This is a genomic window from Streptomyces adustus (genome assembly GCF_009377175.1).
Classification (GTDB): domain Bacteria; phylum Actinomycetota; class Actinomycetes; order Streptomycetales; family Streptomycetaceae; genus Streptomyces; species Streptomyces adustus.
The window spans coordinates 1-21,435 of sequence record NZ_VJZD01000049.1 but is presented as its reverse complement, the minus strand read 5'-3'; the positions used below and the strand labels follow the sequence as shown (position 1 = coordinate 21,435).

The 21,435-nt window shown below is 66.7% G+C and carries 33 protein-coding genes; 5 read left to right on the top strand and 28 right to left on the bottom strand.

All coding sequences use genetic code 11. The features are described 5' to 3' along the window. Positions 1 to 194: 194 nt before the first annotated feature. The 23 genes from rplO to FNH09_RS14870 form a co-directional block, all read right to left on the bottom strand. Entirely contained in the window at positions 195 to 650 is a 456-nt protein-coding gene (gene rplO, locus FNH09_RS14985; protein ID WP_043381011.1) for a 50S ribosomal protein L15, read from the bottom strand. Between the two features lie 2 nt (positions 651 to 652). Continuing rightward, positions 653 to 835 carry a 50S ribosomal protein L30 gene (gene rpmD / locus FNH09_RS14980; RefSeq protein WP_003974250.1) on the bottom strand — a complete coding sequence of 61 codons (183 nt, stop codon included), beginning with the start codon at positions 833 to 835 and terminating at the stop codon, positions 653 to 655. Further along, positions 835 to 1,440, bottom strand: coding sequence for a 30S ribosomal protein S5 (gene rpsE, locus FNH09_RS14975; protein ID WP_094054455.1), 606 nt, complete (start codon positions 1,438 to 1,440; stop codon positions 835 to 837). The genes rpmD and rpsE overlap by 1 nt, the downstream gene beginning before the upstream one ends. 41 nt (positions 1,441 to 1,481) lie before the next feature. Next, on the bottom strand, positions 1,482 to 1,865 hold the full coding sequence (rplR, locus tag FNH09_RS14970) for a 50S ribosomal protein L18 (protein ID WP_152888011.1): 384 nt from the start codon (positions 1,863 to 1,865) through the stop codon (positions 1,482 to 1,484). Between the two features lie 3 nt (positions 1,866 to 1,868). Continuing rightward, the gene (rplF, locus tag FNH09_RS14965) at positions 1,869 to 2,408 is read right to left on the bottom strand and encodes a 50S ribosomal protein L6 (RefSeq protein WP_152888009.1); all 540 of its coding nucleotides are present in this window, start codon (positions 2,406 to 2,408) and stop codon (positions 1,869 to 1,871) included. 24 nt (positions 2,409 to 2,432) lie between these two features. Beyond that, positions 2,433 to 2,831, bottom strand: a complete 399-nt coding sequence (rpsH, locus tag FNH09_RS14960; RefSeq protein ID WP_007384075.1) for a 30S ribosomal protein S8 — start codon at positions 2,829 to 2,831, stop codon at positions 2,433 to 2,435. Between the two features lie 215 nt (positions 2,832 to 3,046). Next, a complete protein-coding gene (locus FNH09_RS14950; RefSeq protein WP_003948630.1) occupies positions 3,047 to 3,232 on the bottom strand; it encodes a type Z 30S ribosomal protein S14 in 186 nt (61 codons plus the stop codon). A gap of 5 nt (positions 3,233 to 3,237) precedes the next feature. After that, positions 3,238 to 3,795: a 50S ribosomal protein L5 gene (rplE, locus tag FNH09_RS14945; protein ID WP_152888007.1), complete on the bottom strand. Its 558-nt coding sequence runs from the start codon at positions 3,793 to 3,795 to the stop codon at positions 3,238 to 3,240. Next, positions 3,795 to 4,118, bottom strand: coding sequence for a 50S ribosomal protein L24 (gene rplX, locus FNH09_RS14940; protein ID WP_003992365.1), 324 nt, complete (start codon positions 4,116 to 4,118; stop codon positions 3,795 to 3,797). The genes rplE and rplX overlap by 1 nt, the downstream gene beginning before the upstream one ends. A 2-nt stretch (positions 4,119 to 4,120) precedes the next feature. Further along, positions 4,121 to 4,489: a 50S ribosomal protein L14 gene (gene rplN / locus FNH09_RS14935; RefSeq protein ID WP_003998823.1), complete on the bottom strand. Its 369-nt coding sequence runs from the start codon at positions 4,487 to 4,489 to the stop codon at positions 4,121 to 4,123. Positions 4,490 to 4,590: 101 nt separating this feature from the next. Continuing rightward, positions 4,591 to 4,875: a 30S ribosomal protein S17 gene (rpsQ, locus tag FNH09_RS14930; RefSeq protein WP_152888004.1), complete on the bottom strand. Its 285-nt coding sequence runs from the start codon at positions 4,873 to 4,875 to the stop codon at positions 4,591 to 4,593. Further along, entirely contained in the window at positions 4,875 to 5,099 is a 225-nt protein-coding gene (gene rpmC, locus FNH09_RS14925) for a 50S ribosomal protein L29 (RefSeq protein ID WP_007494763.1), read from the bottom strand. The genes rpsQ and rpmC overlap by 1 nt, the downstream gene beginning before the upstream one ends. Beyond that, positions 5,099 to 5,518, bottom strand: a complete 420-nt coding sequence (gene rplP, locus FNH09_RS14920; RefSeq protein ID WP_004927269.1) for a 50S ribosomal protein L16 — start codon at positions 5,516 to 5,518, stop codon at positions 5,099 to 5,101. The genes rpmC and rplP overlap by 1 nt, the downstream gene beginning before the upstream one ends. 5 nt (positions 5,519 to 5,523) lie before the next feature. After that, a complete protein-coding gene (gene rpsC / locus FNH09_RS14915; protein WP_152888002.1) occupies positions 5,524 to 6,354 on the bottom strand; it encodes a 30S ribosomal protein S3 in 831 nt (276 codons plus the stop codon). Then, entirely contained in the window at positions 6,354 to 6,701 is a 348-nt protein-coding gene (rplV, locus tag FNH09_RS14910; RefSeq protein ID WP_019329637.1) for a 50S ribosomal protein L22, read from the bottom strand. Before rplV ends, rpsC begins: the two co-directional genes overlap by 1 nt. 42 nt (positions 6,702 to 6,743) lie before the next feature. Beyond that, positions 6,744 to 7,025 (bottom strand): 30S ribosomal protein S19, encoded by a 282-nt coding sequence (gene rpsS, locus FNH09_RS14905; RefSeq protein ID WP_005481224.1) that lies wholly within the window; start codon positions 7,023 to 7,025, stop codon positions 6,744 to 6,746. A gap of 12 nt (positions 7,026 to 7,037) precedes the next feature. Next, positions 7,038 to 7,874, bottom strand: coding sequence for a 50S ribosomal protein L2 (rplB, locus tag FNH09_RS14900; RefSeq protein WP_020132633.1), 837 nt, complete (start codon positions 7,872 to 7,874; stop codon positions 7,038 to 7,040). Between the two features lie 38 nt (positions 7,875 to 7,912). Beyond that, positions 7,913 to 8,332: a 50S ribosomal protein L23 gene (gene rplW / locus FNH09_RS14895; protein ID WP_152888000.1), complete on the bottom strand. Its 420-nt coding sequence runs from the start codon at positions 8,330 to 8,332 to the stop codon at positions 7,913 to 7,915. After that, positions 8,332 to 8,988 (bottom strand): 50S ribosomal protein L4, encoded by a 657-nt coding sequence (rplD, locus tag FNH09_RS14890; protein WP_152887998.1) that lies wholly within the window; start codon positions 8,986 to 8,988, stop codon positions 8,332 to 8,334. The genes rplW and rplD overlap by 1 nt, the downstream gene beginning before the upstream one ends. 7 nt (positions 8,989 to 8,995) lie before the next feature. Continuing rightward, a complete protein-coding gene (rplC, locus tag FNH09_RS14885; RefSeq protein WP_020135811.1) occupies positions 8,996 to 9,640 on the bottom strand; it encodes a 50S ribosomal protein L3 in 645 nt (214 codons plus the stop codon). Positions 9,641 to 9,657: 17 nt separating this feature from the next. Continuing rightward, positions 9,658 to 9,966, bottom strand: coding sequence for a 30S ribosomal protein S10 (rpsJ, locus tag FNH09_RS14880; protein WP_003948644.1), 309 nt, complete (start codon positions 9,964 to 9,966; stop codon positions 9,658 to 9,660). A gap of 504 nt (positions 9,967 to 10,470) precedes the next feature. Next, positions 10,471 to 10,680, bottom strand: a complete 210-nt coding sequence (locus FNH09_RS14875) for a DUF397 domain-containing protein (protein WP_152887996.1) — start codon at positions 10,678 to 10,680, stop codon at positions 10,471 to 10,473. Continuing rightward, positions 10,677 to 11,525, bottom strand: a complete 849-nt coding sequence (locus tag FNH09_RS14870; RefSeq protein WP_152887994.1) for a helix-turn-helix domain-containing protein — start codon at positions 11,523 to 11,525, stop codon at positions 10,677 to 10,679. The genes FNH09_RS14875 and FNH09_RS14870 overlap by 4 nt, the downstream gene beginning before the upstream one ends. 139 nt (positions 11,526 to 11,664) lie before the next feature. On the opposite strand from FNH09_RS14870, the gene FNH09_RS14865 reads away from it, so the two are divergent. From FNH09_RS14865 to FNH09_RS14855, 3 genes are read left to right on the top strand one after another with little or no spacing between them, the layout of a single operon-like run. Next, positions 11,665 to 12,156 carry an ATP-binding protein gene (locus FNH09_RS14865; RefSeq protein WP_162468600.1) on the top strand — a complete coding sequence of 164 codons (492 nt, stop codon included), beginning with the start codon at positions 11,665 to 11,667 and terminating at the stop codon, positions 12,154 to 12,156. Positions 12,157 to 12,211: 55 nt separating this feature from the next. Continuing rightward, positions 12,212 to 12,460, top strand: coding sequence for a type II toxin-antitoxin system VapB family antitoxin (locus FNH09_RS14860; RefSeq protein ID WP_152887989.1), 249 nt, complete (start codon positions 12,212 to 12,214; stop codon positions 12,458 to 12,460). Between the two features lie 2 nt (positions 12,461 to 12,462). Then, positions 12,463 to 12,879: a PIN domain-containing protein gene (locus tag FNH09_RS14855; protein WP_162468599.1), complete on the top strand. Its 417-nt coding sequence runs from the start codon at positions 12,463 to 12,465 to the stop codon at positions 12,877 to 12,879. 108 nt (positions 12,880 to 12,987) lie between these two features. Here FNH09_RS14855 and gdhA read toward each other — a convergent pair whose 3' ends face one another. The 5 genes from gdhA to rpsL all read right to left on the bottom strand — a co-directional run bounded on the left by gdhA (position 12,988) and on the right by rpsL (position 19,292). Beyond that, positions 12,988 to 14,343, bottom strand: a complete 1,356-nt coding sequence (gene gdhA / locus FNH09_RS14850) for an NADP-specific glutamate dehydrogenase (RefSeq protein WP_162468598.1) — start codon at positions 14,341 to 14,343, stop codon at positions 12,988 to 12,990. Positions 14,344 to 14,933: 590 nt separating this feature from the next. Further along, positions 14,934 to 16,127, bottom strand: coding sequence for an elongation factor Tu (tuf, locus tag FNH09_RS14845; protein ID WP_162468597.1), 1,194 nt, complete (start codon positions 16,125 to 16,127; stop codon positions 14,934 to 14,936). Between the two features lie 154 nt (positions 16,128 to 16,281). Further along, the gene (fusA, locus tag FNH09_RS14840; protein WP_152887985.1) at positions 16,282 to 18,408 is read right to left on the bottom strand and encodes an elongation factor G; all 2,127 of its coding nucleotides are present in this window, start codon (positions 18,406 to 18,408) and stop codon (positions 16,282 to 16,284) included. Positions 18,409 to 18,447: 39 nt separating this feature from the next. After that, positions 18,448 to 18,918 carry a 30S ribosomal protein S7 gene (gene rpsG, locus FNH09_RS14835; RefSeq protein ID WP_003992340.1) on the bottom strand — a complete coding sequence of 157 codons (471 nt, stop codon included), beginning with the start codon at positions 18,916 to 18,918 and terminating at the stop codon, positions 18,448 to 18,450. A gap of 2 nt (positions 18,919 to 18,920) precedes the next feature. Next, the gene (gene rpsL, locus FNH09_RS14830) at positions 18,921 to 19,292 is read right to left on the bottom strand and encodes a 30S ribosomal protein S12 (RefSeq protein WP_003948652.1); all 372 of its coding nucleotides are present in this window, start codon (positions 19,290 to 19,292) and stop codon (positions 18,921 to 18,923) included. A 507-nt stretch (positions 19,293 to 19,799) separates the two neighbouring features. On the opposite strand from rpsL, the gene FNH09_RS14825 reads away from it, so the two are divergent. Both FNH09_RS14825 and FNH09_RS14820 read left to right on the top strand, forming a co-directional pair. Beyond that, positions 19,800 to 20,549 (top strand): Crp/Fnr family transcriptional regulator, encoded by a 750-nt coding sequence (locus FNH09_RS14825; protein WP_152888054.1) that lies wholly within the window; start codon positions 19,800 to 19,802, stop codon positions 20,547 to 20,549. 203 nt (positions 20,550 to 20,752) lie between these two features. Beyond that, positions 20,753 to 21,435, top strand: a 683-nt coding sequence (locus FNH09_RS14820) for a hypothetical protein (RefSeq protein ID WP_238426682.1), incomplete at its 3' end; no start/stop codon positions are given.

Here is a 21,435-nt window from a genome sequence, read left to right as displayed (position 1 = left end):
AGATTCCGATGGAATGACGACTAGTGAACGGTCATCTGCCGCTCAGAGTGCCCCATGTGGAGCACCCAGGAAAGTGGGCAGTGCAGGCCACCTTACCGGCGACACTACTCCCCTTGGAACGACCAACCGGGGATACCCCATTTGTGGGGTATCCCCGGTCGGGATCGTTCAAGTCATCGAGACGCCTGAGTGGCTCAGACGAGCTCGGTGACGGTGCCGCCGGCAGCGGTGATCTTCTCCTTGGCGGAGCCGGAGACGGCGTCGACCGTCACCTGGAGCGCCACGGAGATCTCGCCCTGGCCGAGGACCTTGACGAGGCTGTTCTTGCGAACGGCACCCTTGGCCACCAGACCCTCGACGGTGACCTCGCCACCCTCGGGGTAGAGCGCGGCCAGCTTGTCGAGGTTCACGACCTGGAACTCGGTCTTGAACGGGTTCTTGAAGCCCTTCAGCTTCGGAAGACGCATGTGGAGGGGCATCTGGCCACCCTCGAAGCGCTCCGGAACCTGGTAACGGGCCTTCGTACCCTTGGTACCACGACCGGCCGTCTTACCCTTCGACGCCTCACCACGACCGACACGGGTCTTGGCGGTCTTGGCGCCCGGGGCGGGACGAAGGTTGTGGATCTTGAGCGGGTTCTGCTCACCCATGATCAGTCGACCTCCTCGACCGTCACGAGGTGGCGGACGGTGTGCACCATGCCGCGGAACTCGGGGCGGTCCTCCTTGACGACCTGCGTGTTGATGCCCTTGAGACCAAGGGAACGCAGGGTGTCACGGTGGTTCTGCTTGCTGCCGATGTACGACTTCACCTGCGTGATCTTGAGCTGCGCCATCAGACACCAGCCCCGGCACGCGCACGGAGAAGAGCCGCGGGAGCGACGTCCTCGAGGGGCAGACCACGGCGGGCCGCGATCTCCTCGGGACGCTGCAGGCCCTTCAGGGCCGCCACGGTCGCGTGCACGATGTTGATCGCGTTGTCGGAGCCGAGCGACTTCGACAGCACGTCGTGGATACCGGCGCACTCGAGCACGGCACGCACCGGGCCACCGGCGATAACACCGGTACCGGGGGACGCGGGCTTGAGCAGCACGACGCCGGCAGCCTTCTCACCCTGGATCGGGTGCGGGATGGTGCCCTGGATACGGGGGACCTTGAAGAAGTGCTTCTTGGCCTCCTCAACACCCTTGGCGATGGCGGCCGGCACCTCCTTGGCCTTGCCGTAACCGACACCCACGGTGCCGTCACCGTCGCCCACCACGACCAGCGCGGTGAAGCTGAAGCGACGACCACCCTTCACAACCTTGGCGACGCGGTTGATCGCGACGACACGCTCGACGTAAGCGGTCTTCTCGGCGGCAGCTGCGCCGCCGTCACGGCCCTTCCGGTCCCGCCGCTCGCCGCCACCGGCACCGCTTCCACGGCGCTGGGGTCCAGCCATTGGAATTACCTCTCTCTGTTTCCGCTAGCTACGGAACCGGCTCAGAACTTCAGACCGGCTTCGCGGGCGGCGTCCGCCAGGGCGGCGATGCGCCCGGCGTACTGGTTGCCACCACGGTCGAATACGACAGCCTCGACGCCCGCGGCCTTGGCACGCTCGGCGACAAGCGCGCCGACCTGCTTGGCCTGGGCCGACTTGTCACCCTCGCCACCGCGGATCGAGGTGTCCAGGGTGGACGCCGACGCAAGGGTGTGACCCTTGAGGTCGTCGATCACCTGGGCCACGATGTGGCGGTTGGAACGGGTAACGACCAGGCGGGGACGCTCGGCCGTGCCACCGATCCGCTTGCGGATACGGATGTGACGGCGCTTGATCGCGGCGCGCTTGTAGGCGTCGCCCTTCAGGATCTTCTGTCCGTATGCCATGGCTTACTTACCCGCCTTTCCGACCTTGCGGCGGATGACTTCGCCCTCGTACTTGACGCCCTTGGCCTTGTACGGGTCGGGCTTGCGCAGCTTGCGGATGTTGGCCGCAACCTCGCCGACCTTCTGCTTGTCGATGCCCTCGACCTGGAAGCGGGTCGGGGTCTCCACCTTGAAGGTGATTCCCTCGGGCGCCTCGACCGTGATCGGGTGGCTGTAGCCGAGCGCGAACTCGAGGTTCGAACCCTTGGCCGTAACGCGGTAACCGACACCGCTGATCTCGAGCTTCTTCACGTAACCCTGGGTCACGCCGGTGATCATGTTCGCCACCAGCGTGCGGGACAGGCCGTGCAGGGCCTTGCTCTGACGCTCGTCGTTGGGGCGGGTGACGTTCAGAACGCCGTCCTCACCCTTGGCGATCTCGATCGGCGCCACGACGGTGTGGGTCAGCGTGCCCTTGGGGCCCTTGACCGCAACCGTCTGGCCGTCGATGGTGACGTCCACGCCGGCGGGAACCGTGATGGGGAGCTTGCCAATACGCGACATAGCTGTTTCCTCCGTTCCCTTCCGCTACCAGACGTAGGCGAGGACTTCTCCGCCTACGCCCTTCTTGCCGGCCTGCTTGTCGGTGAGGAGCCCGTGGGACGTGGAGATGATCGCCACGCCGAGCCCGCCGAGCACCTTCGGCAGGTTGGTGGACTTCGCGTAAACCCGGAGACCGGGCTTGGAAATCCGCTTGATGCCCGCGATGGAGCGCTCACGGTTGGGGCCGAACTTCAGCTCCAGGACGAGGTTCTTGCCGACCTCGGCGTCCTCGACCTTCCAGCCCGTGATGAAGCCCTCCTGCTGGAGGATCTCCGCGATGTGAGACTTGATCTTCGATGCCGGCATCGTCACGGAGTCGTGGTATGCCGAGTTCGCGTTCCGCAGACGCGTAAGCATGTCTGCGATCGGATCAGTCATGGTCATGAATTGGCCTTCGGCCTCTCTCGCCGGGGTTTCCTGGTGCGCCATCCCTCTCCCCGATCCGGGACGGGACGGGTGCGGCGCGGTGGACCTACGGCGTAGTAAGTCGTACGGGCGACAATCAGGCGCCCAACCCTCCAAGCCTAAGCCATGGAGAGGTGGGCACCTGACACGCCCAGTGCTTACCGAGAGCCCTTGGAATCCCTAGATTTAGGGGATTACCAGGAGCTCTTGGTCACGCCCGGCAGCTCGCCACGGTGAGCCATCTCACGAAGGCACACGCGGCACAGGCCGAACTTGCGGTACACGGAGTGGGGACGGCCGCAGCGCTGGCAGCGCGTGTAGCCACGCACGCCGAACTTGGGCTTGCGAGCAGCCTTCGCGATGAGAGCCTTCTTCGCCATCTCGCTCACGCCTCCTTGAAGGGGAAGCCGAGGTGACGAAGGAGCGCACGGCCCTCAGCGTCGTTGGTCGCCGTGGTCACCACGGTGATGTCCATACCCCGGGTGCGGTCGATCTTGTCCTGGTCGATCTCGTGGAACATGACCTGCTCCGTGAGACCGAAGGTGTAGTTGCCACGGCCGTCGAACTGCTTGGGGGACAGGCCGCGGAAGTCGCGGATGCGCGGCAGCGCGAGCGACAGGGTGCGGTCCAGGAACTCCCACATGCGGTCGCCACGGAGCGTGACGTGGGCACCGATCGGCTGGCCCTCACGCAGCTTGAACTGCGCGATGGACTTGCGGGCCTTGGTGACCTGCGGCTTCTGGCCGGTGATCGTGGTGAGGTCGCGGATCGCGCCATCGATCAGCTTGGAGTCGCGGGCGGCGTCGCCCACACCCATGTTGACCACGATCTTCACGAGGCCGGGGATCTGCATGACGTTCTCGTACTTGAACTCGTCACGCAGCTTGCCCGCGATCTCCTCGCGGTACTTCGTCTTGAGACGCGGGGTGGTGGTGGTAGCCATCAGATGTCCTCACCCGTCCGCTTGGCAACGCGGATCTTGTTGCCCTCGTCGTCGAAGCGGTAACCGACACGCGTGACGACCTTGTTGCCGTCCTTCTCCACGACCAGCTGAACGTTGGAAACGTGGATCGGGGCCTCGGTGGTCACGATGCCGCCGGCCTGGGAACCGCGAGCGGTCGGGCCGGCCTTCGTGTGCTTCTTGACCCGGTTGACACCCTCGACCAGGACACGGTCCTCGCGGGGGAAGGCCGCGATGACCTTGCCCTGCTTGCCCTTGTCCTTACCGGTGATGACCTGGACCAGGTCGCCCTTCTTGATCTTCATGCTTACAGCACCTCCGGCGCGAGCGAGATGATCTTCATGAACTTCTTCTCGCGCAGCTCACGGCCGACAGGGCCGAAGATACGGGTGCCACGAGGGTCGCCGTCGTTCTTCAGAATGACGGCGGCGTTCTCGTCGAAGCGGATGTACGAGCCGTCCGGACGGCGGCGCTCCTTGACGGTGCGAACGATGACGGCCTTGACGACGTCACCCTTCTTCACGTTGCCGCCGGGGATCGCGTCCTTGACGGTGGCGACGATGACGTCACCGATGCCCGCGTAGCGGCGACCGGAGCCACCGAGCACACGGATGCAAAGGATCTCCTTCGCACCAGTGTTGTCGGCGACACGCAGTCGCGACTCCTGCTGGATCACGTCTATCTCCTGGTTGTCTGCCGGTTCCCGGGGCGGTTCGCACGACGGCGAACCGCCCCGAGCCTGGCGGAACTATTCCTAGGGGGTCCCCCTAGGAGGGATTACTTGGCCTTCTCGAGGATCTCGACGACGCGCCAGCGCTTCGTCGCAGACAGCGGCCGGGTCTCCGCGAGGAGGACACGGTCGCCGACGCCGGCGGCGTTCTGCTCGTCGTGGGCCTTGAGCTTGTTCGTACGGCGGATGACCTTGCCGTACAGCGCGTGCTTGACACGGTCCTCGACGGCGACGACGACGGTCTTGTCCATCTTGTCGCTGACGACGAGACCCTCACGGGTCTTGCGGAAACCGCGCGCCTCGGTGTTCTCAGTCACGTTGCTCTCGCTCATCAGGCGTTCTCCACCGTCTCGATGCCCAGCTCGCGCTCACGCATGAGGGTGTAGATCCGCGCGATGTCCTTACGGACGGCCTTGAGCCGACCGTGGTTCTCGAGCTGACCCGTCGCCGCCTGGAAGCGGAGGTTGAACAGCTCTTCCTTGGCCTCGCGGAGCTTCGCAAGAAGCTCCTCGTTGCCCAGCTCGCGCAGCTCGGACGCCTTGGTACCGGCCGACATCACGCTTCACCTGCCTCGCGCTTGACGATCCGGCACTTCATCGGCAGCTTGTGGGCTGCGCGAGTGAGGGCCTCACGGGCGATCTTCTCGTTGGGGTAGGACAGCTCGAACATGACCCGACCCGGGTGCACGTTCGCGATCCACCACTCCGGAGAACCCTTACCGGAACCCATGCGGGTCTCGGCAGGCTTCTTCGTCAGGGGACGGTCCGGGTAAATGTTGATCCAGACCTTGCCGCCACGCTTGATGTGGCGGGTCATGGCGATACGGGCCGCCTCGATCTGGCGGTTGGTCACGTACGCCGGCGTGAGGGCCTGGATGCCGTACTCGCCGAACGCGACCGTCGTGCCGCCCTTGGCCTGACCACGGCGCTTCGGGTGGTGCTGCTTGCGGTGCTTGACCCTACGGGGGATCAGCATGTCGGTCAGGCCTCCGTTCCGGTGCTCTCAGCCGGAGCGGCGGCGGGAGCGTCGGCCTTGGGGGCCTCGGCAGCCGGAGCCGTCTGCGGCTTACGACCGCGACCGCCACGCTCGCCACCGCGGCCACCACGGCCGGCCGGGCGGTCAGCGCCGCCACGGGCCGGGCGGTTGCCCGCGCGGGCAGCAGCGTTCTCGGCGCGGACCTCGGCGATGTTCTTGACGTCGCCCTTGTAGATCCAGACCTTCACGCCGATGCGGCCGAAGGTCGTCTTGGCCTCGAAGAAGCCGTAGTCCACGTTCGCGCGGAGCGTGTGCAGGGGCACACGGCCCTCGCGGTAGAACTCCGAGCGGGACATCTCGGCGCCACCGAGGCGGCCACCGCACTGGATCTTGATGCCCTTGGCGCCGGCCTTCATGGCGGACTGCATGCTCTTGCGCATGGCCCGACGGAAGGAGACGCGGGAGGAGAGCTGCTCGGCGACGGCCTGGGCAACCAGCTGAGCGTCGGTCTCGGGGTTCTTGACCTCGAGGATGTTCAGCTGGACCTGCTTGCCCGTGAGCTTCTCGAGGTCGCCGCGGATGCGGTCGGCCTCGGCGCCACGGCGGCCGATGACGATGCCCGGACGAGCGGTGTGGATGTCCACACGCACGCGGTCACGGGTGCGCTCGATCTCAACCTTCGAGATGCCGGCGCGCTCCATGCCGGACGTCATCATCCGACGGATGGCGACGTCTTCCTTGACGTAGTCCTTGTACAGCTTGTCGGCGTACCAACGCGACTTGAAGTCGGTCGTGACACCGAGCCGGAACCCGTGCGGGTTTACCTTCTGGCCCATTACCGGGTTCCTTCCTTGCTGCTGACGACCACGGTGATGTGGCTGGTCCGCTTGCGGATCCGGTAGGCGCGGCCCTGGGCACGCGGACGGAACCGCTTCAGGGTCGGGCCCTCGTCGACGTACGCCTCGGAGATGTAGAGGCTGTCGGCGTCAGTGTGGTCGTAGTTGTGCGCGGCGTTGGCAATGGCGCTGTCCAGCACCTTGCCGACCGGCACGCTCGCGGCCTGCGGGGCGAAACGCAGGACCGCCTGAGCCTCCGTGGCATCCATGCCACGGATAAGGTCCACCACGCGGCGGGCCTTCATGGGCGTGACGCGGATGTACCGCGCCTGGGCCCTGGCTTCCATGGTTGTCCTTCCAGTGTCTGTCATGGTCAATCCACCCCGCTACTAGCGGCGCTTCGACTTCCGGTCGTCCTTGACGTGACCCCGGAAGGTGCGCGTCGGCGAGAACTCGCCGAGCTTGTGGCCGACCATCGACTCGGTGACAAACACCGGGATGTGGGTCTTGCCGTTGTGCACCGCGATCGTGTGGCCGAGCATGGCCGGGATGATCATCGAGCGACGGGACCAGGTCTTGATGACGTTCTTGGTGCCGGCTTCGTTCTGTACGTCCACCTTCTTGATCAGGTGGTCGTCGACGAAGGGCCCCTTCTTGAGACTGCGCGGCATCTAAACCCGCTCCTAGCGCTTCTTGTTCGTCTTGCGGCGGCGGACGATGTACTTGTTCGAAGCCTTCTTCGGCGAACGAGTACGACCCTCCTTCTGACCCCACGGCGAGACCGGGTGACGACCACCGGAGGTCTTGCCTTCACCACCACCGTGCGGGTGGTCAACCGGGTTCATCGCCACACCGCGAACGGTCGGGCGGACGCCCAGCCAGCGCTTGCGGCCGGCCTTGCCCCAGTTGATGTTGCTCTGCTCGGCGTTGCCGACCTCGCCGACCGTGGCGCGGCAGCGCTGGTCGACCAGGCGGATCTCACCGGAGGGCATGCGGAGGTGGGCCATGGTGCCCTCCTTCGCGAGCAGCTGCACCGAGGCACCGGCGGAGCGGGCGAACTTGGCGCCGCCACCGGGACGGATCTCGATCGCGTGGATCGTGGTACCGACCGGGATGTTGCGGAGCGCCAGGTTGTTGCCCGGCTTGATGTCGGCCCCAGGACCGTTCTCGACGCGGTCACCCTGCGACAGGTTGCGCGGGGCGAGGATGTAGCGCTTCTCGCCGTCCGCGTAGTGCAGCAGCGCGATGCGCGCGGTGCGGTTGGGGTCGTACTCGATGTGCGCGACCTTCGCCGGCACGCCGTCCTTGTCGTGACGACGGAAGTCGATCACACGGTAGGCGCGCTTGTGTCCGCCACCCTGGTGGCGAACGGTCACACGACCGGCGTTGTTACGGCCGCCCTTGCTGTGCAGCGGGCGGACCAGCGACTTCTCCGGCGTGGACCGCGTGACCTCGACGAAGTCGGCGACGCTGGAGCCACGACGGCCCGGCGTAGTCGGCTTGTACTTGCGGATTCCCATTTCTCAGTCCTCGTCCGATATCGGACGATCCGACCCGCTTACGCGGTCGGACCGCCGAAGATGTCGATACGGTCGCCCTCGGCGAGGGTCACGATCGCGCGCTTGGTGTCAGCACGCTTACCGAAACCGCTCTTGGTGCGCTTGCGCTTGCCCTGGCGGTTGATCGTGTTGACCCCGGTGACCTTGACCGAGAAGACCGCCTGGACGGCCTCCTTGATCTGGGTCTTGTTGGAGCCCGGCGCCACGACGAAGGTGTACTTGCCCTCGTCGAGCAGCGCGTAGCTCTTCTCCGAGACGACCGGCTTGAGGAGCACGTCACGGGGGTCCGTGAAGGACTTGCTCAGCGGCGTCTCGACGGTGTTCTTGCCCTCGGTGGCGTGGCGCTTCGCCTTGGCGACGCGCGCGGCCTTGGCGGCCTTGGCGGCCTTCGAGGCGATGCTCGGGTGACGCGTAGCCATCAGGCCTCGCTCCCTTCGGTGTCGTTGGCCTTCGGGCCGGCGACGAAGGACTCGAGAGCGGCCTGGGTGAAGACCACGTCGTCCGAGACGATCACGTCGTACGTGTTCAGCTGGCCCGGCTCCAGGATGTGGACCTGGGGCAGGTTGCGGGCGGACAGCCACGCGGCCTCGTCGGCGCGGTCGACGACCAGGAGCAGGTTCTTGCGCTCCGAGATCTTGCCGAACAGCGTGCGAGCGGCCTTCGTGGAGGGGGTCTCGCCCTCGATCACGCCGGTGACGACGTGAATGCGGTTGTGGCGGGCCCGGTCGGTGAGGGCGTGACGCAGAGCGGCAGCCTTCATCTTCTTCGGGGTCCGCTGCGAGTAGTCACGCGGCTGCGGGCCGTGGACGACGCCACCGCCGGCGAACTGCGGCGCACGGGTCGAGCCCTGGCGCGCGCGGCCGGTGCCCTTCTGACGGTAAGGCTTCTTACCGCCACCGCGAACCTCGCCGCGGGTCTTGGTCTTGTGCGTGCCCTGACGGGCGGCAGCGTTCTGCGCGACGACGACCTGGTGGATCAGCGGGATGCTGATCTTCTCCACGCCGAAGATCTCCGCGGGGAGCTCGACGCTACCGGTCTTCTCGCCCGCAGGCGAAAGGATGTCAACAGTGCTCATCGGTACCTCAGGCCCCCTTGGCCGCGGTGCGGACCAGGACGAGGCCGCCGTTCGGACCGGGAACCGCGCCCTTGATGAGCAGCAGACCCTTCTCCGCGTCAACGGCGTGGACGGTCAGGTTCTGGGTGGTGACCCGCTCGTTGCCCATGCGGCCCGCCATGCGGAGGCCCTTGAACACGCGGCCCGGGGTGGCGCAGCCACCGATGGAACCGGGGGAGCGGTGCTTGCGCTGGGTGCCGTGACCGGCGCCGAGGCCCTTGAAGTTGTGACGCTTCATGACACCGGCGAAGCCCTTGCCCTTGCTCTTGCCGGTCACGTCCACCTTGATGCCGGCCTCGAACACCTCAGCGGTGATCTCCTGGCCGAGGGTGTACTCGCTGGCGTCAGCGGTACGGATCTCGACGAGGTGGCGACGGGGGGTGACGTCGGCCTTCGCGAAGTGGCCCTTGAGGGGCTTGTTCACCTTGCGCGGGTCGATCTCGCCGAACGCGATCTGGACGGACTCGTAGCCGTCGACGTCGTTCGTGCGGACCTGGGTGACGACGTTGGGGCCGGCCTTGACGACGGTGACCGGAACAACACGGTTGTTCTCGTCCCACACCTGCGTCATGCCGAGCTTCTCGCCCAGGATGCCCTTGATCTGCTTAGCCATTCTCAGATCACCGATCCCTAGAGCTTGATCTCGATGTCGACACCGGCCGGGAGGTCGAGTCGCATCAGAGAGTCAACGGTCTTGGGCGTGGGGTCGAGGATGTCGATGAGGCGCTTGTGCGTGCGCATCTCGAAGTGCTCGCGAGAGTCCTTGTACTTGTGCGGCGACTTGATGACGCAGTACACGTTCTTCTCAGTGGGCAGCGGCACCGGGCCCGCGACCGACGCACCAGTGCGGGTCACCGTCTCGACGATCTTCTTCGCCGAGGAGTCGATGACCTCGTGGTCGTAGGCCTTGAGCCGGATGCGGATCTTCTGTCCCGCCATGGCTACTCAGTAGTCCTTTGTCTCGATATAACGCTCTGGCACCCGAGGGTTCGCGTCCCGACCTCCGACCCACGCGGTCGGGTGTGTCGCGCTCCTGGCGACAGGGATGTCCATATATGGATTCCCCACCAGGGACGCGGCTCTGCCCGAAAGCAACCGCAGGACCGGGGGTGAGAACACCCACCGGGCGCCTGGTCCGCACCCCGCTGACACTTCCCGGAAGATTCCCGTACGTCCGCCCCAGCGCTGCCTCACGACAGATTGGGCGACGAGTACTGTGGGACTCGCTTCCGGTCCTCCCGACGGGAGGCGCGCAGCATCGGCACTCGACCGAGCAACTCCGACAGTCTGCCATAAGGGACGGGGCCCTGGCCAATCGAGCCGGAGAGAATACCCCCGAAGTGACGCAGGTCAAACACGGGCGGTCCACGGTGCGTGATGAGCCCCGCTCGCCCGCCGCAGAGCGGGTCCCGAACCCCGCCCTCCTCGGCCAGGAAGCCCTGGTCAGCCCTGAGCCGCGAAGCGGACGAACGCCGCCCAGGCGGCGGGGGCCGTCGCCAGACGATCGCCGCCCGGGTTCTTGGAGTCGCGGATGTGGATCGTGGTGGGGGTGGGGGCTATTTCGACGCAGTCACTGGGGTTACTGCTGTCGCTGTAGCTGCTTTTCAACCACTTCAGCTCGGAGGCTTCGTCGACCGAGGTCTCGTGCGTCATGTCTCTCCCAGCACTTGCTCGATGAAGGCCAGCGACTCCCCCGGCGAGAGAGCTTGAGCCCTGATGATGCCGTACCTCAGTTCGAGAATCCGGATGTGCCTCGGGTCTGAGACCGGGCGCCCGTTGAACTCGCCGTCGGTACGTCCCGCTGCCGTGCCATCCCCGAACTTCAGCACCTGGATCCGCCCAGCCGCACCAGGATGATCGGCTCGCGCGGTGGGCATCACCTGGAACTCGACCTGCGCCAACTGTGCCATCTCCAGCAGGTGTTCGAGCTGACGGCGGTGCACCATTGCGCCTCCGACGGGCCGCCGCAGAGTCACCTCCTCCTGCACAAAACTGAGCTCCGGAACGGGTGACCGGTTGAAAATTGACCGCCTTGCCATCCGCGCGGCCACTGCTCGCTCCAACTCGTCCTGCGACAGTGTGGGCCGCCACGTAGCGAAGAGCGCCCGCGCGTACGCCTCCGTCTGCAACAACCCATGGATGTTGTGGTTGCTGTAAAGCAGCAGCTCGACCGCCCGCTCCTCCAGCATCTTCAGTTCGCGCACCTTCTTCGGGTACCGGGCCTTCTCCATGTCCTCCTTGAAGGCCCTGAGGCGACCGCCGGCGTTCAGGGCGTCGTCCGCGCGGTCCAGGAAGTCCGCCCGGGGGATGCGCGCCCCGCGCTCCACCTTGCGGACCAGGTCCTCCCCGTAGCCGATCGCCCGCCCGAACTCGACCACCCGCATCCCGGCCGCCTCCCGCCAGAGCCTGATCTGGCGGCCGGTCGCCTCGACCACCGGGGCGATCTCGTCCTCCGGGCTGACGTCCCACCCCGGCTCGTCCGCGCTCTCGCTGCTCATACCCACCCACCTCCAACGCCCACGGTTCCGGTACGACACCCGGGACAGCCGGGACAGATCAGGACAGCGACCGGACAGTCCCGGTACGCACAGGCGTCATCGCAGCTCACAGTAGGCAAGGTCGGACACGCTGAGTGACGTGAATCAGGAAACCGCCGGGCCGGAGGCCCAACGCGTCGAGCCCGTCCGCAACTTCAGCGTGCTGCTGTCCCCCACGCCACGCGGTGCCCGTCTGGCCAGGCTGCTGGCCACCGAGCAACTACGCTCCTGGGAGCTGGCGTTGAGCCCGGCCGACCAGATCGTCGCGGAGCTGGCGAGCAACGCGGCGACACACGGCCGCGTACCGGGACGCAACTTCCGTCTCACGCTGTACGTCGTCGGCGACACCCTGCGCATCGAGGTCACCGACACCCGCGACGACCGCCGGCCGCGGCTGCAACACCCCGCGGAGGAAGCCGAGTCGGGCCGGGGACTGCTCCTGGTCGACGCCCTGGCCGACCGCTGGGGCAGCACCGCCGGACCACTCCCTCGCAAGATCGTCTGGGCCGAGCTGAGGCTCCCGGAACGGTGGTCGGCGACCACCTCCCCCTGCACCCGGAGCTGTCCTGGCTCGCTTCGGTATTCGAGGTAGCGATGTATGGAGCATTGGGTACCTTTGTATGAAGCACATCTGCCGGAGGTGTCCCATGTCCGCGACCCAGATCGACATCGACGACGACGCCCTCGCCGAGGCGATGAGGCTGTCCAACGCCAAGACCAAGAAGGAGATGGTCAACCTGGCACTGCGGGAGTACGCCGAGCGTCGGCGGCGCACCGAGGCCCGGCTGCGCCACCTGGACAGGGCCCAGCAGTGGGACGAGGACGGGTTCTGGGCACGGCACTCGGCGGAGAAGGGCCACGTGAGTGACGACCGCACGGACAAGGACATCGCCTGACCGTGATCCGCTACCTCGCCGACTCCACCGCCGTGTGGCGGCTTCAGCGCGACCGGAAACTCAACGATCTCTGGGCACACGAAATCGATGAAGGAGCCATCGGGTCGTGTGCCGCTCAGCGGACGGAGTTCCTGCAGTCGGCCAGAAACCTCGACGAGTTCGACCACATGACCGAGATGTTCGCCGACCTGTACCTCGACGTCGTGATCCCGAAGAATGCCTGGCGTTGGATCGAGGCGGCCCAGTACCGGCTCGCCCAGCGTGGACAGCACCAGAGCCTGTCCACGGTCGACTGGCTGGTCTGCGCCACGGCCGCCCACCACGGCCTCGTCGTACTGCACGACGACCACGATTTCCGGGCCGCCGCCCGCGTCCTCCCGGACCTGGTGGAACGAAGCGTGTTCGCACCGGCGAGATGACCGCCGGCCCCCCCCTTCCGAACCCCGATACGACGAGGGACCCGTACGACCGAAGTCGTACGAGCCCCTCGGCCGGCGCCGACCGCACGCGCGGACGGCGGACCTTCGTCAGATCACACCCTGCTCCAGCATCGCGTCCGCCACGCGCTCGAAGCCGGCGATGTTGGCGCCGCTGACGTAGTCGCCGGGGACGCCGTAGCGTTCGGCGGTCTCGTGGCAGACGTCGTGGATGTTGTTCATGATGCCGGTCAGCTCGTCCTCGACCCGCTCACGCGACCACGAGGTGCGGGCGTGGTTCTGGCTCATCTCCAGCGCGCTGACCGCGACACCGCCCGCGTTGGCCGCCTTGCCGGGGCCGAAGGCGACGCCCGCCTGCTGGAAGAGGTGGACGGCCTCGGGGGTGGTGGGCATGTTGGCGCCCTCGGAGACCGCCTTGACGCCGTTGCCGATCAGCGTGGCCGCCGCGGTCGCGTCCAGTTCGTTCTGGGTGGCCGAGGGCAGCGCCACATCGCCGGGCACGTCCCAGACGCTGCCGTTCGCGACGAACCGCGCCGACGCGCCGCGCCGTGCCACGTAGTCGGAGACCCGGCCGCGCTCGACCTCCTTGACCTGCTTGAGCAGTTCGACGTCGATGCCCTTGTCGTCGACGACGTAGCCGGTCGAGTCGGAGCAGGTCACGGGGTTGGCGCCGAGAGCGGTGAGCTTCTCGATGGTGTAGATCGCGACGTTGCCGGAGCCGGAGACGACCGCGGTGCGGCCCTCCAGGTCCTCGCCGCGCTCGCGCAGCATGGCGGCGGCGAACAGCACGCTGCCGTAACCGGTGGCCTCGGGCCGGATCAGCGAACCGCCCCAGTGCGTGCCCTTGCCGGTGAGGACACCGGCCTCCCAGCGGTTGGTGATGCGCCGGTACTGGCCGAACATGTAGCCGATCTCGCGGCCGCCCACGCCGATGTCGCCCGCCGGCACGTCCGTGTGCTCACCGATGTGCCGGTACAGCTCCGTCATGAACGACTGGCAGAACCGCATGACCTCGGCGTCCGACTTCCCGTGCGGGTCGAAGTCGCTGCCGCCCTTGCCGCCGCCGATACCCAGACCGGTCAGCGCGTTCTTGAAGATCTGCTCGAAGCCGAGGAACTTCACGATGCCCAGGTTCACCGACGGGTGGAAGCGCAGACCGCCCTTGTACGGGCCGAGCGCGCTGTTGAACTCCACCCGGTAGCCGCGGTTGACGTGGACCTTGCCGTGGTCGTCCGTCCACGGGACACGGAAGATGATCTGCCGCTCGGGCTCCACCAGGCGTTCGACGAGGGCCGCGTCCGCGTACTCCGGGCGCTGCGAGAGAACCGGGGCCAGGGTTTCAAGCACCTCGTGCGCGGCCTGGTGGAACTCGGGCTGCGCCGGATTGCGCCGCTCGATGTCGGCGAGCAGGGACGCGATACGGCTCTTCGGGTCAGGACGGGTCACCTGGGGATCCCTTCTGAGGGAGTGGCCGGAACGGCGGACCTGGGTGGTCCGACCGGGTGGTTTCCGGCGGCATCGGCATAGGGGCCAGGGCGCACCCGGGCAGGGGTGGACGCCTGGCAACCCGGCATTCCGGTACGACCGGCGGGGTGCGTGCGCTCGGCGCCGTTGCCGGTGCGCAGACCTATGGATCCCCCGCCCGAAGGCGGAAGAACGCCCCCACAGTGTTACTCCTGAATTTCGCTCGCGTTACGCGATTCCGTATACGCGGCGGTAGAAGGGCACTTCACCTGCGGGGATCGTCCGTACACGGTAACTCCGACCATTCTCTGTATACGGACTTGTCCGCCCGCCGAGACAACGGGCACCACAGGGTGGGCTGATCCGTGCCAATCCGCCCCAATCCTAGCCAATCCAGGGCGATTCAGGACCGAGGCGCGTTTCCCTGGCGGGCCGTCCCCCGGCCGTCCCCGGACCGTCCCCGGACCGTCCCCGGACCGTCCCCGGGCATGCGAAGGGGCCCGTACGACCGAAGTCGTACGGGCCCCTTCTGGAGCTCAGCTCAGGCTGTAGCTACCGGGTCGGGCACAAGATCACTTCGTGATCTTGATGACCTGGCCGGCGCCGACCGTCCGGCCACCCTCACGGATGGCGAACTTCAGGCCCTCTTCCATGGCGATGGGCTGGATGAGCTGCACCGACATCTCGGTGTTGTCACCCGGCATGACCATCTCGGTGCCCTCGGGGAGGGTCACAACGCCCGTCACGTCCGTCGTACGGAAGTAGAACTGCGGACGGTAGTTGTTGAAGAACGGCGTGTGGCGGCCACCCTCGTCCTTGGACAGGATGTAGGCCTGCGCCTCGAACTCGGTGTGCGGGGTGACCGAGCCCGGCTTGATGATGACCTGGCCGCGCTCGACGTCCTCGCGCTTGATGCCACGGAGGAGCAGACCGACGTTCTCACCGGCCTGGCCCTCGTCGAGCAGCTTGCGGAACATCTCGATACCGGTGACCGTGGTGGTGGTCTTCTCGGTCTTGATGCCGATGATGTCGACGGTCTCGTTGACCTTCAGGACACCACGCTCGATACGGCCGGTGACGACCGTACCGCGACCGGTGATCGTGAAGACGTCCTCGATGGGCATGAGGAACGGCTTGTCGACGTCACGCTCGGGCTCCGGGATGGAGGCGTCGACGGCGTCCATGAGGTCCAGAACGGTCTGGCCCCACTCCGCGTCGCCCTCGAGGGCCTTGAGCGCCGAGACCTTGACGACAGGAAGCTCGTCGCCCGGGAACTCGTACTCGGAGAGGAGCTCACGGACCTCGAGCTCGACGAGCTCCAGGATCTCCTCGTCGTCCACCATGTCGGCCTTGTTCAGGGCGACAACGATGTACGGAACGCCGACCTGGCGGGCCAGGAGCACGTGCTCCTTGGTCTGCGGCATCGGGCCGTCGGTGGCGGCGACCACGAGGATCGCGCCGTCCATCTGCGCGGCACCGGTGATCATGTTCTTGATGTAGTCCGCGTGACCCGGGCAGTCGACGTGGGCGTAGTGACGCGCCTCAGTCTGGTACTCGACGTGCGCGATGGAGATGGTGATACCGCGCTGGCGCTCTTCGGGAGCCTTGTCGATCTGGTCGAAGGCCGAGGCCTCGTTCAGGTCCGGGTACTTGTCGTGCAGCACCTTGGTAATGGCGGCCGTGAGGGTCGTCTTACCGTGGTCGATGTGACCGATGGTGCCGATGTTGACGTGCGGCTTAGTCCGCTCGAACTTCGCCTTCGCCACTGGGATCCTCCTACGGAGTGGTTCTGTACGCCTTACTCATCGGCGCCAGGTGATCTTTGCTGGTAAGCCCGGGCCCCGGGTCATCCCCCCGCGAATGCGGAGGAATGACCCGTGAGGCTCAGGAGTCAAGCCTAAAGCGTGAGAACGGAGTGCGTTACTCGCCCTTGGCCTTCGCGATGATCTCCTCGGCGACGTTCCGCGGAACCTCGGCGTAGGAGTCGAACTGCATCGAGTAGCTTGCGCGACCCGAGGTCTTGCTGCGGAGGTCGCCGACGTAGCCGAACATCTCCGAGAGCGGCACCAGACCCTTGACGATCCGGGCGCCCATGCGCTCCTCCATGGCCTGGATCTGACCACGGCGGGAGTTGATGTCGCCGATGACCTCACCCATGTAGTCCTCGGGCGTGGTGACCTCGACGGCCATCATCGGCTCAAGGAGCACGGGGGACGCCTTGCGCGCGGCCTCCTTGAAGGCCTGCGAACCGGCGATCTTGAACGCGAGCTCGGAGGAGTCGACCTCGTGGTAGCCACCGTCGATGAGGATGACGCGGACGCCAGTCATCTCGTAGCCGGCCAGGATGCCGAACTGCATGGCCTCCTGCGCACCGGCGTCGACCGAAGGGATGTACTCCTTCGGGATGCGGCCACCGGTGACCTTGTTCACGAACTCGTACGAGGCGTCGCCGCCCTCGATGGGCTCGATCGCGATCTGCACCTTGGCGAACTGACCGGTACCACCGGTCTGCTTCTTGTGGGTGTAGTCCAGTCGCTCGACGGCCTTGCGGATCGTCTCGCGGTACGCGACCTGCGGCTTGCCGACGTTGGCCTCGACCTTGAACTCACGGCGCATACGGTCGACCAGCACCTCGAGGTGCAGCTCGCCCATACCACCGATGATGGTCTGGCCGGTCTCCTCGTCCGAGTGAACCTGGAAGGAGGGGTCCTCCTCCGCGAGACGCTGGATGGCAACACCCAGCTTCTCCTGGTCACCCTTGGACTTGGGCTCGATGGCGACCTGAATGACCGGCGCCGGGAAGTCCATGGACTCCAGGATGACCGGGTTCTTGTCGTCGGACAGCGTCTCACCGGTGGTGGTCTGCTTCAGGCCCATGACGGCGACGATGTCACCGGCGCCCACCGACTCGATCTCCTCACGCTTGTTCGCGTGCATGCGGTAGATCTTGCCGATGCGCTCCTTCTTGCCCTTGACCGAGTTCAGCACCGCGGTGCCGGACTCCAGACGACCGGAGTAGATCCGGACGAAGGTGAGCTTGCCCAGGTGCGGGTCGCTCATGATCTTGAAGGCGAGCGCGGACAGCGGCTCGTCGTCCGACGGCTTGCGCTTGACGACGACGTCGGCGTCCTTGACGTCGTGACCCTCGATGGCCTCGACGTCGAGCGGGGTCGGCAGGTAGCGGACGACCGCGTCGAGCAGGGGCTGAACGCCCTTGTTCTTGAACGCGGTGCCACAGAACACCGGGGTGACCGTGACGTCCTTGGACTTGCCGGACGCGATGGTGACGCGACGGATCGCGGCGTACAGCTGCTCCTCGGTGGGCTCCTGGCCCTCCAGGAACAGCTCCATGATCTCGTCGTCGTGCTCCGCGACGGTCTCGACCAGCTTGCCGCGGTACTCCTCGGCAGCCTCGGCGTGCGTGGCCGGGATGTCGACGACGTCGTACATCTCGCCCTTCGCCGCCTCGGCGGACCACACGAGCGCCTTCATGCGGACCAGGTCCACAACGCCCTTGAAGTCCATCTCGGCACCGATCGGCAGCTGCATGATGATCGGGACAGCGCCGAGGCGGTCCTTGATCATGTCCACGCAGCGGTGGAACTCGGCGCCGGTGCGGTCCAGCTTGTTCACGAAGCAGATGCGCGGCACGCCGTAACGGTCGGCCTGACGCCACACCGTCTCGGACTGCGGCTCGACACCGGCGACACCGTCGAACACCGTGACGGCACCGTCGAGGACGCGGAGCGAACGCTCCACCTCGACCGTGAAGTCGACGTGCCCGGGGGTGTCGATGATGTTGATCGTGTAGTCGTTGTCCTCGAGCGGCCAGTGACAGGTGGTGGCAGCAGAGGTGATCGTGATGCCACGCTCCTGCTCCTGCTCCATCCAGTCCATGGTGGCAGCGCCGTCGTGGACCTCACCGATCTTGTAGCTGACGCCGGTGTAGAAGAGGATCCGCTCAGTGGTGGTCGTCTTGCCCGCGTCGATGTGGGCCATGATCCCGATGTTGCGGACCTTGGCCAGGTCAAGTGAAGTGGTAGCCATAAGGCTTCAGTCTTCTCTCGGTCTCGATGGGGTCTGCGACTACCAGCGGTAGTGCGCGAAGGCCTTGTTGGACTCGGCCATCTTGTGGGTGTCCTCGCGCTTCTTCACGGCCGCACCGAGGCCGTTCGAGGCGTCGAGAAGCTCGTTGAGGAGGCGCTCGGTCATGGTCTTCTCGCGACGGGCGCGGGAGTAACCGACGAGCCAGCGCAGCGCGAGGGTGTTGGCGCGACCGGGCTTGACCTCGATCGGGACCTGGTAGGTCGCACCACCGACACGGCGGGACTTGACCTCAAGGGTCGGCTTGATGTTCTCAAGCGCGCGCTTCAGCGTGATGATCGGGTCGTTGCCCGTCTTCTCACGCAGACCCTCCATGGCGCCGTAGACGATGCGCTCGGCGGTGGAGCGCTTGCCGTTCAGCAGCACCTTGTTGATCAGCGACGTGACAAGAGGAGAACCGTAGACCGGGTCGATGATGACCGGGCGCTTCGGGGCGGGGCCCTTACGAGGCATTCTTACTTCTCCTTCTTGGCGCCGTAGCGGCTGCGGGCCTGCTTGCGGTTCTTGACACCCTGGGTGTCAAGCGAACCGCGGATGATCTTGTAGCGAACACCAGGCAGGTCCTTCACACGGCCGCCGCGCACGAGCACGATGGAGTGCTCCTGCAGGTTGTGTCCCTCACCCGGAATGTAAGCGGTGACCTCGATGCCGCTGGTCAGACGCACACGCGCGACCTTACGCAGGGCCGAGTTCGGCTTCTTCGGGGTGGTCGTGAACACACGCGTGCAGACGCCACGACGCTGGGGCGAACCCTCGAGTGCGGGCGTCTTGTTCTTCTCGACCTTGTCCTGCCGGCCCTTCCGGACCAGCTGCTGGATCGTAGGCACTACTTCTCCGGTTTCTGTGTGCCGAATGGTGAAGCTAACCTGGAACATTCGCCGACCCACGCGGTCGGGTGTGTCGAATCCGGCAGACCTTCGCCGCAAGGCGAAAAGGGCACAGATCGCGGTGGCCGTTGACAGGCCCCGCGTACGGTTTCAAGGCACGCACGAGGGCCAGGGCACACCCCAGGCACAAGGTCTGAGCGTACCTACCTCATTCGCTGCGGTCAAAACAAATGGGCAGGACCGGTAGGCCCACACGATTCAAGCCGAAGCCGGAACCCCGTCCACGATCTTCGAATCAGCGGTTCCCGGCCCGAACCCGTCCGCGCGCGACAGACCTACACCGATCACCGCACCGATCAACGATACGGACCGACGCGGGTCACCGCGACCGGAGCGGCCTGAAGCCCTCACCCACAAATGGCCGATTCGCGCCCTTTCACGCTCCACGATCTTGCGCTTTCAGTACGTTGATCCGTCGTTGCGGGGAATCGGGGGCTGAGCATGACAATGTGGACACCTGCGTACTCGCCGGACGACGGCGGGCTGGACGACCGGGTGCCGTTCCTGGCCCGGCTGGAGAGCGAGGACCGCTCCGCGCTGCTGGCCCTGGGCCGCTCGCTGGACTTCACACCCCGCATGGTCCTGGTCCGCCAGCACGAGCCCTCCTCGCACGTCCTCTTCCTCGTCCACGGCTGGACCAAGGTCACCGCCTCGGCCGCCAACGGCTACGAGGCCCTGCTGGCGCTGCGCGGCCCCGGCGACATCGTCGGCGAGTCGGCCGCGCTGACCGGGCGCTCGCGGTCGGCGACGGTGACCGCGCTGGAGCCGGTGAGGGCGGTGGCGGTCGAACGCGACCGCTTCAAGGACTTCCTCGGCCGCTCCCCCGCCGTCTCCTTCGCCCTCCTCGGGCTCACCGCGGACCGCACCCGCGCGGCGGACCGGCGCCGGCTGGAGTTCGCCTCGATGAGCGTGCGGGAGCGTTTCGCCGTCCTGCTGCTGGATCTGGCCCGCACCCACGGCCGTCGCACCCCGGACGGCGTCGAGCTGGCGGTGCCGCTCAGCAAGCAGGAGCTGGCCGGCTCGGTGGGGGCGTCCCGGGAGATGGTGCAGCGCCTGCTGCGCGAACTGCGGGACAAGGGGGCCGTGGCCACGGGCCGCCGCACCATGCTGATCATGCGGCCGGACATCCTGCGCCGCATCGCGGCGACGGGTCCTGCGGCGGGGATTCCGACGCCACCGGGGCCGTCGGAGGACTGAGGGGAGCCCGCCGCGCGTCGGCACCCGGGGAAGCCGATGCGGGCGAGCGTGCAGACGGACGCGCTCGGGCCATGGTGTCTCACCTGCCTCGGACGCCCTTCTGTGCACACGGTCACACTCCGAATGGGTCATCCGCCCTCACCGCCCGAGCCCCGTCGCCACCACGCTGCTGCTCTGCACGGCACACCCCCCGAGAGGCGACCATGACCGACCCTGTGAACCGCACGATCCTGCTGCTGGACATCGAGAGGTTCAGCCATCGGGACGATGTGGAGCAGGCCTATCTGCGGCGCATGCTCTACGACATCGCCGACCGCACGCTGGAGAGCGCGGGCATCGACGAGACCCGGCGGCTGCGGGCCGACCGCGGGGACTCGGTGATGGAGCTGATCGACGCGGGCGCCCCGGTCACGGCACTGCTGCGGGCCCTGCTCACGGAGGTCCCGGCCCAGCTGCGGACGGTCAACCGCATGGCGTCCAGCTCCGCGCAGATCCGGCTGCGCGGTGTCCTCGCCACCGGTTACGTGGCCGTGGACCGGCACGACGGCTGGGTCGGCAGCGACCTCAACCACGCCTGCCGGCTGCTGGACGCGGACGTGCTGCGGGCCGCGCTGCGCGAGCGCACCGGCGACTTCGCCCTGTGCGTCTCGGACGCCCTGCACTCCGGTGTCGTACGCCATGACCACCCCGGCATCCCGGCCGCCGACTTCCATGAGATGACGGTGGCCAGCAAGAACGGCCCGCTGAAGGCGTGGCTGCACGGACCGGTGCCCGCGGGGGCGACCGGCCAGGACCACGGTGGTACGGGGGCTGGCCAGGACCACGGTGGTACGGGGGCCGGCCAGGACCACGGTGGTACGGGGGCCGGCCAGGACCACGGTGGTAC